The organism is Scytonema hankhaensis NUACC26, from assembly GCF_045865695.1.
Classification (GTDB): Bacteria; Cyanobacteriota; Cyanobacteriia; order Cyanobacteriales; family Nostocaceae; genus Scytonema.
Genome location: NZ_BAACAP010000220.1, coordinates 23,639 through 40,377, shown reverse-complemented (window position 1 = coordinate 40,377; position 16,739 = coordinate 23,639). Strand labels below are relative to the sequence as shown.

The 16,739-nt window shown below is 41.1% G+C and carries 19 protein-coding genes; 11 read left to right on the top strand and 8 right to left on the bottom strand.

Annotated features, from left to right (window positions below):
* Nucleotides 1-149: 149 nt before the first annotated feature.
* Entirely contained in the window at nt 150-581 is a 432-nt protein-coding gene (locus ACKTT2_RS30360) for an Hsp20/alpha crystallin family protein (RefSeq protein ID WP_407893715.1), read from the top strand.
* 134 nt (nt 582-715) lie between these two features.
* On the opposite strand, the gene ACKTT2_RS30355 is transcribed toward ACKTT2_RS30360, so the two are convergent.
* Together ACKTT2_RS30355 and ACKTT2_RS30350 are read right to left on the bottom strand one after the other, a co-directional pair.
* The gene (locus ACKTT2_RS30355; RefSeq protein WP_407893713.1) at nt 716-1,462 is read right to left on the bottom strand and encodes a phytochelatin synthase family protein; all 747 of its coding nucleotides are present in this window, start codon (nt 1,460-1,462) and stop codon (nt 716-718) included.
* An 83-nt stretch (nt 1,463-1,545) separates the two neighbouring features.
* Nucleotides 1,546-3,459, bottom strand: a complete 1,914-nt coding sequence (locus tag ACKTT2_RS30350; protein WP_407893712.1) for a hypothetical protein — start codon at nt 3,457-3,459, stop codon at nt 1,546-1,548.
* 199 nt (nt 3,460-3,658) lie between these two features.
* Here ACKTT2_RS30350 and ACKTT2_RS30345 point away from each other — a divergent pair, with 199 nt between their 5' ends.
* Together ACKTT2_RS30345 and ACKTT2_RS30340 are read left to right on the top strand one after the other, a co-directional pair.
* Nucleotides 3,659-4,261 carry a hypothetical protein gene (locus ACKTT2_RS30345; protein ID WP_407893711.1) on the top strand — a complete coding sequence of 201 codons (603 nt, stop codon included), beginning with the start codon at nt 3,659-3,661 and terminating at the stop codon, nt 4,259-4,261.
* Nucleotides 4,262-4,269: 8 nt separating this feature from the next.
* Nucleotides 4,270-4,545: a hypothetical protein gene (locus ACKTT2_RS30340; protein WP_407893710.1), complete on the top strand. Its 276-nt coding sequence runs from the start codon at nt 4,270-4,272 to the stop codon at nt 4,543-4,545.
* Between the two features lie 133 nt (nt 4,546-4,678).
* Here the strand turns inward: ACKTT2_RS30340 and ACKTT2_RS30335 are convergent, their stop codons facing one another.
* The gene (locus ACKTT2_RS30335; protein WP_407893709.1) at nt 4,679-6,250 is read right to left on the bottom strand and encodes a B12-binding domain-containing radical SAM protein; all 1,572 of its coding nucleotides are present in this window, start codon (nt 6,248-6,250) and stop codon (nt 4,679-4,681) included.
* 803 nt (nt 6,251-7,053) lie between these two features.
* Here ACKTT2_RS30335 and ACKTT2_RS30330 point away from each other — a divergent pair.
* The 4 genes from ACKTT2_RS30330 to ACKTT2_RS30315 all read left to right on the top strand — a co-directional run bounded on the left by ACKTT2_RS30330 (nt 7,054) and on the right by ACKTT2_RS30315 (nt 8,718).
* Complete coding sequence (locus ACKTT2_RS30330) at nt 7,054-7,311, top strand: hypothetical protein (protein WP_407893707.1); 258 nt, start codon at nt 7,054-7,056, stop codon at nt 7,309-7,311.
* Nucleotides 7,312-7,504: 193 nt separating this feature from the next.
* On the top strand, nt 7,505-7,774 hold the full coding sequence (locus ACKTT2_RS30325) for a PIN domain-containing protein (protein WP_407893705.1): 270 nt from the start codon (nt 7,505-7,507) through the stop codon (nt 7,772-7,774).
* A 60-nt stretch (nt 7,775-7,834) separates the two neighbouring features.
* Complete coding sequence (locus ACKTT2_RS30320; protein WP_407893703.1) at nt 7,835-8,032, top strand: hypothetical protein; 198 nt, start codon at nt 7,835-7,837, stop codon at nt 8,030-8,032.
* 41 nt (nt 8,033-8,073) lie between these two features.
* Nucleotides 8,074-8,718, top strand: a complete 645-nt coding sequence (locus tag ACKTT2_RS30315) for a PAP/fibrillin family protein (RefSeq protein ID WP_407893701.1) — start codon at nt 8,074-8,076, stop codon at nt 8,716-8,718.
* Here the strand turns inward: ACKTT2_RS30315 and ACKTT2_RS30310 are convergent.
* The 3 genes from ACKTT2_RS30310 to ACKTT2_RS30300 are packed head-to-tail and all read right to left on the bottom strand — an operon-like array spanning nt 8,705 to nt 10,116.
* Nucleotides 8,705-8,869, bottom strand: a complete 165-nt coding sequence (locus tag ACKTT2_RS30310; RefSeq protein WP_407893699.1) for a hypothetical protein — start codon at nt 8,867-8,869, stop codon at nt 8,705-8,707. The genes ACKTT2_RS30315 and ACKTT2_RS30310 overlap by 14 nt on opposite strands.
* 2 nt (nt 8,870-8,871) lie before the next feature.
* A complete protein-coding gene (locus ACKTT2_RS30305) occupies nt 8,872-9,468 on the bottom strand; it encodes a pyridoxamine 5'-phosphate oxidase family protein (RefSeq protein ID WP_407893697.1) in 597 nt (198 codons plus the stop codon).
* 48 nt (nt 9,469-9,516) lie between these two features.
* Nucleotides 9,517-10,116, bottom strand: a complete 600-nt coding sequence (locus ACKTT2_RS30300; protein ID WP_407893695.1) for a glutathione S-transferase family protein — start codon at nt 10,114-10,116, stop codon at nt 9,517-9,519.
* An 88-nt stretch (nt 10,117-10,204) separates the two neighbouring features.
* On the opposite strand from ACKTT2_RS30300, the gene ACKTT2_RS30295 reads away from it, so the two are divergent.
* Together ACKTT2_RS30295 and ACKTT2_RS30290 are read left to right on the top strand one after the other, a co-directional pair.
* Nucleotides 10,205-10,747 (top strand): TetR/AcrR family transcriptional regulator, encoded by a 543-nt coding sequence (locus ACKTT2_RS30295; RefSeq protein WP_407893693.1) that lies wholly within the window; start codon nt 10,205-10,207, stop codon nt 10,745-10,747.
* 107 nt (nt 10,748-10,854) lie between these two features.
* Complete coding sequence (locus ACKTT2_RS30290; RefSeq protein WP_407893692.1) at nt 10,855-11,001, top strand: hypothetical protein; 147 nt, start codon at nt 10,855-10,857, stop codon at nt 10,999-11,001.
* Nucleotides 11,002-11,080: 79 nt separating this feature from the next.
* On the opposite strand, the gene ACKTT2_RS30285 is transcribed toward ACKTT2_RS30290, so the two are convergent.
* Nucleotides 11,081-12,736 carry a PAS domain-containing sensor histidine kinase gene (locus ACKTT2_RS30285; protein WP_407893690.1) on the bottom strand — a complete coding sequence of 552 codons (1,656 nt, stop codon included), beginning with the start codon at nt 12,734-12,736 and terminating at the stop codon, nt 11,081-11,083.
* A 276-nt stretch (nt 12,737-13,012) separates the two neighbouring features.
* On the opposite strand from ACKTT2_RS30285, the gene trpS reads away from it, so the two are divergent.
* Nucleotides 13,013-14,026 carry a tryptophan--tRNA ligase gene (gene trpS / locus ACKTT2_RS30280; protein WP_407893688.1) on the top strand — a complete coding sequence of 338 codons (1,014 nt, stop codon included), beginning with the start codon at nt 13,013-13,015 and terminating at the stop codon, nt 14,024-14,026.
* Nucleotides 14,027-14,100: 74 nt separating this feature from the next.
* Complete coding sequence (locus ACKTT2_RS30275; protein ID WP_407893686.1) at nt 14,101-15,027, top strand: methylenetetrahydrofolate reductase; 927 nt, start codon at nt 14,101-14,103, stop codon at nt 15,025-15,027.
* 109 nt (nt 15,028-15,136) lie between these two features.
* On the opposite strand, the gene mnmE is transcribed toward ACKTT2_RS30275, so the two are convergent.
* Complete coding sequence (mnmE, locus tag ACKTT2_RS30270; protein ID WP_407893684.1) at nt 15,137-16,519, bottom strand: tRNA uridine-5-carboxymethylaminomethyl(34) synthesis GTPase MnmE; 1,383 nt, start codon at nt 16,517-16,519, stop codon at nt 15,137-15,139.
* Nucleotides 16,520-16,739: the final 220 nt, after the last annotated feature.

The window sequence follows — 16,739 nt, the reverse complement described above, 5'->3', positions numbered from 1 at the left end:
CGCATTTCATTTATCGCTATTATTTTATGGTACGGTTATTATCAATGCTGAGGGTAGTTAAAGCCGAATAGCCAAGAATTTTACTGGAAATATCATAAGAATATAAAGCAAACGAGCAAAAGCACAATTATCTAATTATTCGTAACACTATGACTCTCATTCGTTACAATCCCTGGCAAGAAATGAACGCGCTCCAACGTCTGTTTGAAGAAACAAGAGTCCCCTTTGAAAGAGACTTTGTTAAAGTTCCTGCTGCTGAATTGACTCAAACAGATGATGCTGTTAACTTGAAGTTAGAACTTCCTGGTATGGATGCTAAAGATTTAGATATCCAAGTCACAGAAAAGGCTGTTGCTATCAGTGGAGAGCGCAAGTCCGAAACCAAGACTGAAGACAAAGGAACAACAAGGACAGAGTTCCACTATGGTAAGTTCCAACGAGTCATTCCTCTACCTGTAAAAATTCAAAATACTAATGTCAAGGCTGAATACAAAGACGGTATTTTGAATCTGACTCTCCCTAAGAAGGAAGAAGAAAAGAATAAAGTTGTCAAAGTTAATCTGGAACAGCCTGCTGCTTAGTTGACTGTTTAAGCGATCGATTTCCTTACACTTAGATAATTATCAAAAAACCTCGGTAAGTCTGATGCTACCGATGTTTTTTCTCAAACATCCTATGCGATCGCTTTCTTTTCCGATTTTTGTTTTTTTAATCATTATTTGGATGAAATATCTCTACTAACGAAAACAAATCCTCGTGTTTTACCCGATACCGAATCAATAGTGTTCATTGCTTTCCATAAATCTGCTGTTGTTACCCAAACAGGTGGATATTTATAACGAGACACGTCCAAAATTAAAAATCTATCTGTTTGTTTATTGTAAGCAGCTAATGGCGAAATATGTCCGCCTTTCTCTTGTCCAATTTCTTTACGTAAATAGTTAGTCAAAACAAAATTTTCCGGCTGTTTTAAATTTTCTGATGCTTCTTTGCGAAACTGTTCTATGCTGGTATTACTAGCATGATGAACTTGTACTTTAACACCATAACTTACTAATAGTTGTCCCATCTGCTCTAGTGTCATTCCCATGCGAGAAACAACTTCAGGGCTAATGACTTTTTGCGTTGCTTGGTTATTAAAAAAGTTTTCTTGAGTAAATACACGATAAGGCTTGTACTCTGGTGCTTCTGGTGCAGGAATTCCTAAACTATTCAGCACCATTACTATACTAGCAACCCCACAATAAGCTTGATTATTTTGGGTCACAAATTGGGTACTTAGAGGAAAAAAATCTTGTCGATAACGACTTTTAAGTAATAGCTTTTCCCCTTCAGGTGTAGTAAAACTAATTAAATTTGTTTTCAATGGTAGAGTTTGGGCAACAACACTCCCACCAGTCAAGCATATTCCAAAAACTATAGCTTTTAGGGATGTTGTCTTAAAATTGAGTTGGCCAAACATAAATTTTAACTACTGTCAATAATTCAATTGTAATTGATAGTATTTGTCAAGTTTGTTAGGAAAAATGCTACTAGTCGGAAGCTCTAGATTTTGTGTACCCCCCGCAAAATTTGGAGAATTATCTCGATTGTTTGTTGCAAGTGAGTCCGCCCATCTGGTAGTGTAGCTTTCGGGTCCATATATCCCCCTGGAACTTGATGTCCGACTGGTCCGGCAGAAATGATAGTAATCTTACCTTTGCGCTTGGCTTGATTCCAGTAGGACAAAGGGAAGATTTTCCAGCGACCGGGAAAAGCGATCGGACCGAGCCGCTCAACAGTGTCTTTGTCGCCCACAACGTGGTAAAGTTGCTCCAACTGCAAAAAATCGTTGTTGGCACTCATCACCCCACCCAGAGAAATGACATCAATTGGAGCGCCAATCGATCGCTTTAAGTAGGGAGCAGAAGCAACGGACATTTCTCCCCCGCCACTGTAGCCGATCAGGGTAATGGGTACACCGCTTCCAGGTTTATAGCCTTGGTTGATTAAGCCATCAAAAATGACTTGAGCAATACCCTGATTGTAGACAGGTCCGTAGCGTTTATCAGAAGACACCGCCACAATAATTACGTTTCGCAGGTTCACCAGTATTCCCAACAAAGCCGCCGGATTTGTCAACCGCGTTTTGTCTGCCAACCGCCACAAAAATGCTAGCGGGCGATCTTCATTCAGAGGCTTGTTCAGCACCGAATACATCATTAATCCCTGCACTAATTCCACACCCGAAGGTAAAGCAGGCTCTAGCGCTCTCAAAAAATCTTCGATATCCGGCGTATATTCCTCCCCCGATTGACCAATCCCATCGAGATAAACAACATAGCGATTGACAGATTTACGGCTGGTAGATTGGGCGAGGTCTGACGATGCAGGGGCTGTATCGAGATCGTCGTTATACCAACCAGCCCACCACCCCAGCGATTCCAATGGTGCAAGAATTCCAGCAAAGACGAGCGCGACTACTCCAATCCAAATCAAATCGAAAATCAGCTGCCATAAACCGTGTTGGTACCAGCTAAAGAGACCGTTACGAATCGGATACAGCAGCACCAGGATAATCGCAAAGGCGATCGCCATCACCACCAAGCTCAACGCCAGCTTTATAGATTGCGGAATGCTGCGCGTTTTCTGGTCGAGTTGCACCAGTGGATTAGATGTGTTGGTGCGTTGAGTGATGTTGAGGGGAGTTGAGGCGCTTGGCTGAGCCGTCAGGGTTTGAGCGACAGTACGGGCTTCCTCAGGCGCGGAACGATCGGAAGCTTGAATGAATTCCCGAACTTCGCGGAGCTGAGTTTGAGATGCAGCAATAATTGGTTCCGCCGGTCTGTTCCCCGCTAACAGCTGCTCGACGAGCTCTTCGTGCGTATCGGCTAGAGCGACTCCGGCTACGCGATCGGCAAGATTGCGACCAAGAAGCGCAATTGGCTGTCCGATCGTACCTTCTAAAAGCTGCTTCACCGACCAACCCAGCGCGACATAAACGACAGCAGACCCAACTTCAACTCCAGCAACCGCAGCCAACCCTACGACCATTGCTAATAGGTTCCAGACGGAGAGCAGGTTGCCGATCGGAGATCCCAAATAAGGCAAAGCTCCCAAAAAGCCAAACAGCAGGGGAACATAGCCCAATCCCAATACTGTAGTTAAGGTCAGGAATGGTATGTGTATCGATCCAAGCAGCAAACAAATAAGCCAGGTACTTAGTGTTAGAAAGAGAAAGCCAACCGTAAACAGAACCGCACTCAGTAATAAGCTAAACGCAAATCGCCCCGGCTTAACGCGGCTAATGAACAGAACAATGCTTTGCCCGACAGCAAGCGATAAACCAGACAGCAGTACGACAAGCAATGCTAACCAAAGTCCATTGGGAAGCGTTGCGACCTGTTGGAAAGCATTGAATTTGAATGCAAACGCACCCCCAATTAGTTCATGCCATTGATTTGACGCTGTGTCATTCATTATAGATCTCGTTATCGAAGATTCCAGTATATAATATGTTAAATTGGAACCCCCCACAGGTGCTAGTAGTTCTAAGCTGTTCTATATCTATTTTGTATATTAAACCTTCTAGGCGCAGAGTAAGAAAGGGAAGAGTTTAGTGCTTCTTATCAAACTTTAGAAATATGCAAGTTAAACTTGATAATAATTAGAGAAACTCATGACCAACACTTCAAATTTCAATCGATTCACGTATGTAGTCGGAGCAGATCGAGATACGCAGAATGAATTGATTAGTTGGGTCGTCAAATCACAGGAATACATCAACCAGTATTTTGGAGGAGATAGAAGTAGGATAATGAGAACAACATTTGGAGATTGCGTGTCAAAAGTAGAAGTGCTAACAGACTTAGCTATCGATGACAATTATGCACCTGATTTCCGAGGTGTAAGAGACGTAAACGGTCGTTTACAAGCAGGAGCAATAATTTCCAGACAAATTGATATACTTTTCCCTTATACTGAAGAAAGAGTCTATCTATCAATAGACCCATTTACTACACCTCCTTGGAATTGCTTAGATTTAGAAGGCGTAGAGTTACCAGAAAAAATCAAAGGAGCAGCAAGATGGTTAATGTCAGAAATAGTTCAAGAAATAATAGATACAGAAACAGAAGGAGTGACTAAAGTACTATCGATTGAAAGATCTAAAGATTTTTACTTAAACATTGGGTTTCAAGAAAATCCTGATTACCCGTCTGAATTAGTTTTAACAAAAGAAGCAGCAATCGCTTTTTTACAAGAACAATCATATCGCAGATGAGAAAGATAATGACAAGTCAACAATACCAGCCCACAACAGAAGATTTGAAGCGATGGGAAAGATTAGATGAACTTGGTATGACCGCAATGTGTGGTACACCCATGTCAGATGAAGAATACGAACATAAACTTCAATCTGTTATTGATGGTAGCTGTTTTACTAAGTACCTAAATAAAATATTAAAGCAAAAGCAAGAACTTCAGGATAGGTTGAAAGGCATCGAACAAACAGAACAAATGCTAAGGGCAAAAATTGCAGAATTTCAAAATCAAAAGGCAAGTTAGGAATCGCGCAGGAATAACTTACCTAATAAGTTGACGCCATCAAAAATGACTTGAGCGATGCCCCGATCGTAGATATCTCCGTAAAATGGTGTAAGGGCGCTCTTGCCACTGCGCCCCTACCAAAACTTGCGGGTCATGCGTAATTAATTTCTGGAGATGTCTTAAAACGCTGTTTTTCCTTTGCATAACGTAATGCAGCTAACTGAGTCTCTAACTGTGCTTTAACTTGATGTCGATAGGTGAAAAAGTGCTCTCCAATACCCAAGGCTGTTAAATAATCATAGACAAGACGGGGTTTGGCAAGAGATATGGCTATTAATTGCCACCAATACCTAAACCTTGTAGAACGTACTACACCCTGACGCCAGCACAATGCTGCAAATAAGCGGATTTCATGCCAAGATATTGGGCGATTGGTTTTCCCACGCCATCCCTTCATCATCATCATGTGACGGAAAGTTCGTTTGAGGTAAGGCATTGGTTCGTAAATAGACCAAAAAGCGTCAATGTATTCCTCAGTAATTTCTTCCACTGGGCGTGTTGGCACAAAGTTCATAATTGCACCTTGGTGGAATGTTCCCAATCCATCAAGCAATCTTCCTTCTTGCTGCAAGCGGTTCCACATAGCAGTGTTTTGCAATGCTTGTAGCAAGCTAAATTGTCCTTGGGGAATTCCTGTCTCTTCTATAAACTCCCGAATCCTTTTACCCGCACCAGGACGTTCGTTGTCAAAGCCAATGATGAAGCCAGACATAATCTGCAATCCGGCTCGCGTAATTTTATGACAAGACTCTATTAAATCTTGGCGCGTGTTCTGTACTTTGTGAATGCCCAATAGGCTATCTGTATCTGGTGTTTCAATACCCATGAAGACAACAGTGAAACCAGCTTTCACCATTAACTCAATGAGTTCATCATCTTCTGCCAAGTTCAAAGAAGCTTCTGTAACTAGGATGAAAGGATAATTGTGTTCCTCCATCCAAGGGATAAGCGATCGCAAAAATACCTTAGCATTACGTTTATTCCCAATAAAATTGTCATCTACAACAAACACATACCGCCGCCAGCCCAAATCGTAGAGGACTTGAAATTCCTTTAGCATTTGTTCTGGTGTTTTTGTACGGGGCTTGCGTCCATACAAGTTGATGATGTCGCAAAACTCGCACTGAAAAGGACAACCGCGTGAGAACTGTACGGTAATTGCTAAGTATGCATTCAAGTCTAGTAAGTCAAAGCGGGCTATGGGAGTCTGAGTGACATCCGGTTTTTCCGTAGCGCGGAAAATTCCCCGTTCGTCTCCCCGTGCTAAAGCTTCTAAAAACAGGGGAATAGTGCATTCCCCTTCATCCAGAATGAGATAATGAGCACCTGCTTCTAGAGCAAATTCCGGTACTGATGTAGGGAATGGTCCACCCACTGCAACTTTTTTACCTAATGCAATTCCTTTTTGAATCAATTCCCGAAAATCCTGTTTCTGGATTATCATTGCAGAGATAATAATTAAATCGCACCACGCCCAATCGTCTTCTGTTTCCAGACGGACATTACGGTCTACCAATCGGATTTCCCAATCAGCAGGCAACAATGCAGCTACTGTAATTAATCCCAAAGGTGGATTTGTAGTGCGTAAACCCGATAAGTTGAGCGTTTCCTGGTAAGACCAGAAAGAATTAGGCATTATAGGCCAGAGGAGTAAAGCTTTCATAGAGCACACACCTCGGAGTGTCAAAAATACTTAAACTTTAGGTTACTGCTACTTTGCCTCAAAAGAGTTTACGTTTTGTCTATTTTTGTAAACGAATTGTGAGTGACTAATGGCTAATGACTGAGATTTATTCTGTGTGGATTCCGTGTAATCCTTGAGAGAAGAACCAGTGATAGAGTTTAAAGGGGAAATACAGGGAAGCTGCTAGGAGTAAGAGATGCTCCCAAACTGTTTGGCGATCGCAGGCTTCCCACTCTGAAATTTTACTTAAGTAAATTTACAAAGTTCGCAAATTTTTTAAACAGATACTTTGCGAATGGAATTCGCGTCTACACAGGCAAAACCCACCTACGTGGGTTTCAAAACCTGGATTTTTCGTGAGTCCGCACAAGAAGGACTTCGTTTATATAGTAGCGAATTATATTCGCCGAGGACTTTTAAAACATCCTCTGAGAAGTCAGGGATTTGGACAAGATGAATTGTCAGTAGGATAAAGTTTTGTTTCAAATTATTTATACAAGAGATTATAGATTTTTCAAAATGTATTGATGTAATTTTCTGTGTTTTCTCTGAGGACACTTTTCTCTATCTGATATTACGATATAGAGTGACCTATAGAACTTGCTATGACAAGTATTGCTACTACATCTAGTTATATCCACATTCGACTTGGGAACAGTAGCACTTTACATTTGCCGCAAGTATAATTTGGTACAATGACCTTTGATTAAGCTAAGTTGCTAAGGTCTCAATTAGTAATAATTGATACTAGTTATCTAAACAGTTTGATAATATTTGGAAAAATGTCTTCAACACAACATTTTAATGATTTTTTAACTCCCGAAAATTTTCATCTGGCTTATCAACGCTTACAAACAGCACATAGAAACCTGTATAAGGAGCTTTTAACATCTGTCACACACATCACTCAGATTTTTGAAAAAAAAAGAGCGATCGCAATGGTTTTGCAGCTTCATGATTTGAGTGGACGATCTCTAAAAATTTGCTCTTTTCTTTGTATTTGCATTTTTAACATATTTGTGATTTGTTACACGCTCTAGTAGTTGGGTTTCGTTCCTCAACCCAACCTACGATGTCTTAATGTTTACTTTATAAAATATCTCTTAGAAGCTCTGCTTGCGTTATGAGGATGCTATTATAATGTTTTCTAACCTGCTAAGGTACAAACTTATCAGCGTCCATCTGCGTTCATCTGCGGTTAATTTTTTCTTTCTTTAATCAAGAGGTTATCAAATGCAAACCGTGAAAGCTAAAGCAGCTAATAAACAACTCAACACATTTGAGCAATTTTGCTCCAATAATATTATTCTCCCTTTAACTGATGAGATAGTTGTTCAAGCAGCTAATATCTATGCAGAACTAAGGAAAAAAGGAACTCCTATCGGGGATGCGGATATTTTGATTGCTGCTTCAGCAATGGTCAATAACATGGCGATTGTTACTAATAATCAATCCCATTTTTGTCAAATTTCTGGCTTGACTGTACATAACTGGTTAGCTTAACTAAATGTCTCTTCTTACAGATTACACTTGGCAAACTAAATATGATTCTGACACGACACTTTGAGCTTAATTAAAGAATTCTACGAACCTGCTCTGAATTGTGCAGTCAGATCCGATCGCTCTACAGGTTTCTTTTCCGCTCGCATCCTCACCCTCGCCGCATTGGGAATTAGAAGGTTTAATCCGCAATCACGGAGTTATGCGATTAGTCATCGGCTACGAAAACGATCTCCTCAACAGCTATCCAAGCAAGCCTAATTAAGATACAATTTATATGCTGTTTAAAAAAGTAGACAGTCTTGAATAATCAATTTGTAATTAAGGAAAAATTACAAACCTCGCTTGCAAAAATTAATACCCAAAGCGATGGTTCTCCTATAACCGATTTGCAGCTAGACAAAGCTCGTTCTAGCGAAATCGAGCAATTGACAATAGAACTTGAAAGTGTCAATCCCAATCCCAACCCTCTACTCCATGCAACTTCTTTGTTAGATGGAGCTTGGCAATTACAGTATTCCACTGCTAGAGAAATTCGTTCTCTAACCTCTCTCCCATTGGGATTAAAGTTAGGTAAAGTTTATCAAGTCATTGATGTTACAAATAAATCGTTTTTCAACTTAGCTCGTGTGAAACATCCTCTCGGGCTGGTGTCAGGATATGTTAAAGTGACAGCTCGTTTTGAGCCAGCCCAAGCAGATTCATTAGATTCACCGAACAACCGTATCAATGTTTATTTTGACAAACGCTACCTGTCGATAGAGAAGATTCTTGGTATTACAACTCCCCAACTCAATCCATTTAAGGTTGTTCCAGCGAATAATCCTACCAACAGAGTTGCTACTCTCGATATTACTTACTTAGATGAATCCTTAAGAATTGGACGTGGGGGAGATGGAAGTTTGTTTATTCTCACAAAATCCAACGGCTCTACTAATTTTGAATAATTCTAACAGCGATCGCACTCCCCAATATCCCAATGCCCAATCTATTGTGTTGGTTGGGTAAAACAAGGTGAGACTCAATAATTCGATGAAATGTTGGGTTTCGTTCCTCAACCCAACCTACACTCTCCTTAATGTTTACTTTATAATTCATCTCTAAGACAACTGATTGGTATTAGCAAGAAGTTGCTCTAATTCAGCAATTCTAGCTTGCATTGCATCTACTTCTTGTTGGGAATAGCGAATGGGAATATGCTGCGGACAATTCCAGTTCCATGCCTCAATATGAAATAAAATAGCTCTTTCAATTTCTGCTTCGTATCCAGAGATTTTCAAACGTTCAATCAACTGAGTATCGCCTTCAACATAAGTTGCTCTTCCCCAAATTTTTAGCCGTTTGCGATGGCGATAGTCCATTAAAAACAAAAATGCTTTGTCGTTTTCTGAAAGATTCCCCACTGTAACATACTGGATATTTCCCTTGAAGTCTGCAAAACCTAGTGTTTTCCTATCCAGAACCTTTAAAAAACCAGGGCTACCACCACGAAACTGAATGTAAGGATATCCATTAGAACTGACAGTTCCCAAATAAAAGCCATCTAGTTGAGCAATAAAATCTTCAATTTCCGGTGTAACAGTATCGTTTTCTGGCCCATTTTGTTCAAATCGAGCATAAGTCTCCCGCGATCCTCTTTGTTCTTGAGCAGCTTTCACAGCAGGAGTAAAGGCAATTTGGGTAAATTTGCGTGACATAAATTTTTTCTTTGATTTGTAGAACGGTCATTCATTGACTGCGAATTCCTACAATCCCATCATAGGAATATAACCTGGTAGCTGCTTGACTCTTTCTATCCAACTGAGAACGTGTTGATAAGGTTCCAGTGAAATTTTGCCATCAGGTGCTAGAGCAACGTAGGGGAAAACTGCTATATCTGCAATAGTTTGGCGTTCGCATTCCAACCATTGACGAGCGCTCAAATGTTGGTTAAGCTGTGTCAGAATAAATTCTGCTTTTTGGTTTGCCCAGTCAATATTGACATAAGTGGCATTGAACAAATAATATCGACGAGCAAATTCTGGTCCCTGACGAATTTCACATGCTGCTGTGGATAGCCAACGCACGACTCGGCTCAGTGCTACAGCATCAAGTGGCAACCATTGTTCGTCACCATATTGACGAGCTAAATATATCAGTATTGCCTGTGCATCTGCAAGCGTAGTATCGCCATCTACAAGCACGGGAACTTGACCAAAGGGATTAATGGCAAGAAATTCGGGAGATTTGTGTTCTCCCTTCATCAAATCAACTTTAATCCATTCGTACTCAATGTTTAAAAGCGATAGCAAAAGCCTTGGTTTGTAGCTATTGCCAGATATTTCGTGACCGTAAAGCTTAATCATGAGTTTATTGTACCAATCGTTCGGTATACAATTATCGTACCAATCGTTCGGTATAATGTCAATAGATCGATTTGTAATTCCCATATAAATGGTAAAAGATACTTACATCCCTTGTTTGCTGCAATTATTTCGACAGTATGGTTATGATGGCACAACCCTATCCAAAATTTCTCAAGCAACAGGTCTAGGGAAAGCAAGCCTCTATCATCACTTCCCTGGAGGTAAAGATGAAATGATGACGACTGTATTGGACTTTCTCAATGGCTGGTTCGAGCAACATATCTTAAAAGCACTGCGTTCGGAAGGAGATGCGCGGACTCGATTGGGTAGAATGTGCGATCGCGTTCTAGAGTTATACGAGGGTGGACAACAACCCTGCTTGACAGCCGTAATCTTGATGGGGTCTGGACGAGATGTTTTTCATGCCAAAGTACAAACAGTCTTGCGTGCGTGGATTGATGCGATCGCGGATGTTTTAATAGAATCAGGGTTAAAAGAGTCGCTAGCAAAAGAACGAGCAGAAAATGCCCTCATAATAATTCAAGGAGCCTTAATAGTGGCACACGGGTTAGACGATTTAACTCCCTTTAAGCGTGTTGTCAAACAATTACCGCAAGAACTTTGCTCTTGAGTTGTAGGAAGACGAAAAACCTTATTTGGGCATTATAGTGCCTTCAATACTTATTCCTCCCTTCTGCCCTCTGCCCTCTGCCCTCTGCCTTATTAGAGGAATCTAATTTGAGTTCAAAAGATTTGGCTCACATTTGTGGAAGCGAGTCTACTGTTTTAGAGATTTTAGATGGTAAACAGAGGCTTACAGAGGCTCAAATTAAAGAATTTGCTACTTTTTTCCAGATTTCTCCTAGTTATTTTGCCAATGAATAAGATTTATTTTAAAATAATGTCGCAATATCCTACGTACCAACTACTTTTGCTCGCACTCTGTTACTACCGAAAGAATCTGTTATGTATCTGGAATGTTGTGACCTTCTGGTATCTTTGCTTGTACAGATTTAACTTGTTGAATGGGAATCTCAATGATGAATTTTGCTCCTTCTCCTGGAGATGAAATACAGTCTAAACGTCCTTGATGTTTTCCCGTAATAATTTGATAGCTAATTGACATTCCTAAACCAGTTCCCTTACCTGCTGGTTTGGTCGTAAAAAAAGGTTCAAATAGACGCTGTTTAACTTCTTGCGACATTCCCAAAGCATTATCAGCAATTTCAATCGCAACCCAATTTGAGTTGAGTAACTTCGTGCGAATAACGATTTGTGGGCGATTGCGTCGAGCGATAACAGACGGATTTTCTAAAGCGTCGATCGCATTAATGATAATGTTCATCAACACCTGGTTAAGTTGACCTGCATAACATTCTACTAAAGGTAGTTGACCGTACTCTTTAATAATTTCAATTGATGGATGGTTCGCTCTAGCTTTAAGGCGTTTTTGCAAAATCAATAATGTACTTTCAATACCACTGTGGATATCCACAGTTTTCATTTCCGCTTCATCCAGTCGAGAGAAGTTTCGCAACGATAGTACAAGATCGCGAATGCGATCGCATCCCATTTTCATGGAATCTAGCAATTTTTTTAAGTCCTCAGTGAGAAACTCTAACTCGATCGCCGATCTTGCTGACTGAATGACTTGTGTGGGATCGGGATATTCTTTTTGATAAAGTTGCAGCAGTTCTAGCAATTGTTGAATATATTCTTTAGCATGGGTAATATTACCATTGATGAAGTTAACAGGGTTGTTAATTTCATGAGCCACTCCAGCCACTAGTTGCCCTAAAGAAGACATCTTTTCAGTTTGAATGAGTTGCGCTTGCGTCTTTTTTAATTGTGTTAGTGCTTTTTGGAGTTGTTGATTTTTTTGAGTTAATTCCTTCTCGCGTTGTCGCAAAGCTGCTTCCGCTTTTTTGACAGCAGTAATATCTAAACCCATTTCCACAACCATTGGCTCCCCGTTCATATTCTTGAACGGATAATCATAAATCTGATACACATTACCTGTTTTACTATCAACCCATTCCCAAAGTTGCGGAGTATTACTGTCAAAGACGCGAAAGGTGGGACAGATCGGACAAGGTTGTTTCAGTCCAGCGATCGCCTCATAACAACGTTTCCCTGTAGGGTCTCCAAATACTTCCTGGAAGCGTTTGTTATAAAATCCTACCTCATAATTATTAGGTTGTAGATAAAGGAAAGCAGGTAGCTGATTCAGTAGGTTATAAAGACTTTGGCGTTCGGTTTGCAGTGCTTCTATTTGCCGCGACTGCTGGTTGATGTCTTTTCCTATTGCATAGATAAGTCCCTGTTGGGAAGTTGATAGACTCCAAGACAGCCACCGATAACTACCATCTTTGTGAAGATAACGGTTATCCCAGTGTAAATTTTGTTGTGGTTCAGTTGGTAGCTGACTTGTTACAATATCCTCTGGATGGACTAATTCTAACCAAGGACGCCCGATTAAGTTTTCTGGTTTCCATCCTAATACTTGTTCCCATGCTGGATTCACTTGCTGACAACAACCATCGAGAGTGATGATACAGAATAGGTCGGCGGAAAGGTTGAAAAAGTCTTCTAGATTAAACACAGTAATCTTGTCATCCAAATTCTGTCCTCAACATAACTAAATATATCCACTAGTTACAATGTCAAAATTACTGAAGAATTCTAAATATGAACGCTTTAACTACCTTTAAGCGTATTATGAAACAATTACCACAAGAACGTTATCTCAAAATAGCTCACGTTTTATCTATTTTTGTAAACTAATTGTTAGTGGTTAGTAGGGGCGCGGCGGCAAGAGCGCCCCTACAGTAGTTAGGGTGAATAGTTCTTCCACTAACCACTAACCACCAACCACTAACAACTCACAGTAAAATTCATGAGCAACAAGCAACGAGTCCTTTCCGGCGTTCAACCTACGGGCAATTTACATTTGGGTAACTACTTGGGTGCTATCCGTAACTGGGTGGAAATTCAAAATCAGTATGATAATTTCTTTTGTGTGGTGGATTTGCACGCCATTACTGTACCGCACAATCCAGCAACTCTTGCATCTGACAGCTACACGATCGCAGCCCTCTATCTTGCGTGTGGTATCGATCTCAGCCATTCCACTATCTTTATACAATCTCATGTATCTGCCCATAGCGAACTGACTTGGTTGCTTAACTGTATCACTCCCCTCAACTGGCTTGAGGACATGATTCAGTTTAAAGAAAAGGCAGTGAAACAGGGAGAAAACGTGAATACGGGTTTGTTGGATTACCCGGTATTGATGGCTTCTGATATATTACTGTATCAAGCAGATAAAGTGCCAGTGGGTGAAGACCAAAAGCAACATTTGGAATTAACACGGGATATCGTTAACAGGTTTAACCATATGTTTGCCAAACCGGATCGCCCTGTACTCAAGTTACCAGAACCCTTAATTCGCAAGGAAGGTGCTAGGGTAATGAGTTTGACCGATGGGACTAAGAAAATGTCAAAGTCCGATCCGTCGGAATTGAGCCGGATTAATCTGTTAGATTCTCCTGATGAGATTGCTAAGAAAATTAAGCGGTGTAAAACCGATCCAGTTCGCGGATTGGAGTTTGATAATTCAGAGCGCCCTGAAAGTAACAATTTATTAACATTGTATATGCTGCTTTCAGGCAAGACTAAGGAAGAAGTTGCAGCTCAATGTCAAGATATGGGCTGGGGACAATTTAAGCCTATGTTTACAGATGTGGTAAATGAAGCATTGAAACCCATCCAGGAGAAATATCAGGCGATTTTGGACGATAAAGGATATCTTGAGTCACTATTACGTGAAGGAAGGCATAAAGCTGAGACTGTTGCCAACGAAACACTGACACAGGTTAAAAAGGCAATGGGTTATTCCTTACCACTGTAGCATTTTTACCTGATTAATTTTAGATTTTAGATGGACTGTACATCTAAGGTCTAAAATTAACCTCTTCCAATTTTATGGACAACATCTTGAAAACGACTCCCTTAAATTCATTTCGTGCCGCCGTACAAGCAGGGGAGTTTCTCGTAACGGCTGAGGTTGCACCTCCTAAAGGGGGAGATCCAACACACATGATTGAAATGGCGGCGACCCTTAAGGGGAGGGTTCATGCCGTCAATATCACTGATGGTAGCCGTGCCGTGTTGCGGATGTCTTCGCTAGTGGCATCAGCTATTTTGTTACAAAACGGAATTGAGCCGATTTGTCAGATTGCGTGTCGCGATCGCAATCGTATTGGCTTGCAAGCCGATCTTATGGGCGCTCATGCTTTGGGTATTTATAATATACTCGCTTTGACTGGTGACCCCGTAAAAGCAGGAGATCACCCGGAAGCCAAAGGCGTGTTCGATCTAGAGTCAGTCCGTTTGTTGCAAATGATACAAAAACTTAATTACGGTGTTGATTGTAACGAGCAACCTCTCACAGATGGAGCGCTTAACTTATTTCCTGGTGCAGCTGTTGACCCACAATGTAACAGTTGGTCGGGTTTGCAAAGCCGATTCGATCGCAAGCTAGAAGCAGGCGCACAGTTCTTTCAAAGTCAGTTAATCACAGATTTTGAACGGCTAGACAAGTTTATGGATCGAATAGCTAGTGGTTGTAATAAACCGATTTTAGCTGGAATTTTTCTTTTAAAATCAGCTAAGAACGCTCAATTTATCAATCGATGCGTACCGGGTGTGAATATTCCCCAAGACATCATCGATAGATTAGCAAAAGCAAAAAAACCTTTAGAAGAAGGAATGAAAATTGCTGCCGAACAAGTGCATATAGCGCGTCAATTGTGTCATGGAGTTCACATGATGGCAGTAAAGCGTGAAGATTTGATTCCGCAAATTTTGGATTTGGCTGGGGTTGCGCCTGTCAGTCGTATTAAGTCCTGAATAACATCAAATTTAGTTTTTTCACAAGGGATATCTAAGAAATAAATTCCCCTCGGAATGTGGGATGGGCTTCTAGCCCGTCCTATGTTAATGGCAGTCCGGAAGAGGGTTATTTCCCAATACAAAATTTGCTAAAAATTTTATCTAATACTGATTCTGTGACCTCCTCTCCAGTAATTTCTCCGAGTGCTTGAATTGCACCTCGTAAGTCAATTGTCCAAAAATCAAGAGGGAGTTGTTGAGCGATGGTTTCCCGTACTTGTTCTAACGACATTTTTGCTTTGACGAGTGCGGCTGCTTGTCTTTGGTTAATGGCTAAATCTAAGTCAGAAGCTCGTACTTTATCGACTTTGACTTTTTCCAAAATCGCTGCTTCTAAAGCATCAAGCCCTTGCTTTTGAGCAACGGCTGTCTTGACAACGTGGCTAATACTTTTGGGATATTGAACTTCTTCTGGTGATGCTAAATCGATTTTATTGATAACTAAAATCAAAGAACGGTGTTGCACTTGTTCGTAGATTTCTCCGTCACCTGCTGTCCAACCTGTTGAAGCGTCTACAGTTAACAGCACCAGATCCGCTTCACTGGCAGCACGTTGGGAACGTTCAACCCCAATCTTTTCGACGCGGTCTTCTGTTTCTCGAATTCCGGCTGTGTCTAAGACTTGTACGGGAATTCCACCCACAACTAACTGTGATTCTACAACATCGCGAGTCGTACCGGGTAAGTCAGTCACAATGGCGCGATCGCTTCGACTCCAAGCATTCAATAAACTCGACTTACCTACATTTGGGCGTCCGACGATGGCGACTTTTAACCCCGTGCGAAGCAGTTCGCCTTTATCAGCAGTTACCAAGATGTTGGCTATTTCTGTGGAAACTCTCTCTATGTCCGAGATAATTTGAGTTTCATCTAATGGCGGTAAGTCTTCCTCAAAATCAATTCGGGCTTCAATTTCTGCTAGTATATCCAAACAACTCGCCCGTAACTGACGGATGGGTTGTGCTAATTTTCCCTGCAATCCTGCTAAGGCTGCTTGTGCTGCTTGAGGCGATCGCGCACCTACTAAATCGGCAATACTTTCTGCTTGAGTTAAATCCAGTCGCCCATTTAAAAACGCCCGCAAAGTAAACTCTCCTGGCTGAGCTAGTCTAGCTCCATTTTCCAAACAGAGTTGCAAAACCTGCTGTACTGCCATAATACCTCCATGACAGTGAAACTCCACCACATCATCGCGAGTATAGGAACGAGGCGCTTTCATAATCAGCAAAAGAGCTTCATCTACAACTTGTCGCGTTTGTGGATGGCGGATATAACCATAGAGAATGCGGTGACTTTCCCAAGCTTGACGCCCTGGTGCGCGAAACAATGTTTTAGCAATGTGTATTGCTTCCGTCCCGGAAACACGCACGATACCAACACTGCCTTGTTGAGGGATAATAGCAGTTGCGATCGCGGCAATAGTTCCAGTAGTTGCAAAGTTTTCTGACATTCAGTTACGATTTATAGTGAATTGCAAAAAATTCGACTTATCCTAGTTCAAGTGTACCGATTCAGAAGTCATGTATCGGTGAAAAAGGGCATTGGGCAAGAGGCAATGGGCAAGTAATTCTTTGTTACCATAGCTCACATCTTAATTATTAAGCCAGATACCCACAAGAAATAGCCCATAACGCTTGTCATAAAAATAATTCTTTCTTTCCCAATCCCTA

Coding starts and splice junctions, on each gene's coding strand:
- trpS (WP_407893688.1), top strand. CDS start 13,013: ATGAGCAACAAGCAACGAGTCCTTTCCGGCGTTCAACCTACGGGCAAT.
- ACKTT2_RS30310 (WP_407893699.1), bottom strand. CDS start 8,869: ATGAATTATAAAGTAAACATTAAGGAGAGTGTAGGTTGGGTTGAGGAA.
- ACKTT2_RS30305 (WP_407893697.1), bottom strand. CDS start 9,468: ATGTCACGCAAATTTACCCAAATTGCCTTTACTCCTGCTGTGAAAGCT.
- ACKTT2_RS30300 (WP_407893695.1), bottom strand. CDS start 10,116: ATGATTAAGCTTTACGGTCACGAAATATCTGGCAATAGCTACAAACCA.
- ACKTT2_RS30345 (WP_407893711.1), top strand. CDS start 3,659: ATGACCAACACTTCAAATTTCAATCGATTCACGTATGTAGTCGGAGCA.
- ACKTT2_RS30295 (WP_407893693.1), top strand. CDS start 10,205: ATGGTAAAAGATACTTACATCCCTTGTTTGCTGCAATTATTTCGACAG.
- ACKTT2_RS30335 (WP_407893709.1), bottom strand. CDS start 6,250: ATGAAAGCTTTACTCCTCTGGCCTATAATGCCTAATTCTTTCTGGTCT.
- ACKTT2_RS30275 (WP_407893686.1), top strand. CDS start 14,101: ATGGACAACATCTTGAAAACGACTCCCTTAAATTCATTTCGTGCCGCC.
- ACKTT2_RS30355 (WP_407893713.1), bottom strand. CDS start 1,462: ATGTTTGGCCAACTCAATTTTAAGACAACATCCCTAAAAGCTATAGTT.
- ACKTT2_RS30330 (WP_407893707.1), top strand. CDS start 7,054: ATGTCTTCAACACAACATTTTAATGATTTTTTAACTCCCGAAAATTTT.
- ACKTT2_RS30360 (WP_407893715.1), top strand. CDS start 150: ATGACTCTCATTCGTTACAATCCCTGGCAAGAAATGAACGCGCTCCAA.
- ACKTT2_RS30350 (WP_407893712.1), bottom strand. CDS start 3,459: ATGAATGACACAGCGTCAAATCAATGGCATGAACTAATTGGGGGTGCG.
- ACKTT2_RS30325 (WP_407893705.1), top strand. CDS start 7,505: ATGCAAACCGTGAAAGCTAAAGCAGCTAATAAACAACTCAACACATTT.
- mnmE (WP_407893684.1), bottom strand. CDS start 16,519: ATGTCAGAAAACTTTGCAACTACTGGAACTATTGCCGCGATCGCAACT.
- ACKTT2_RS30340 (WP_407893710.1), top strand. CDS start 4,270: ATGACAAGTCAACAATACCAGCCCACAACAGAAGATTTGAAGCGATGG.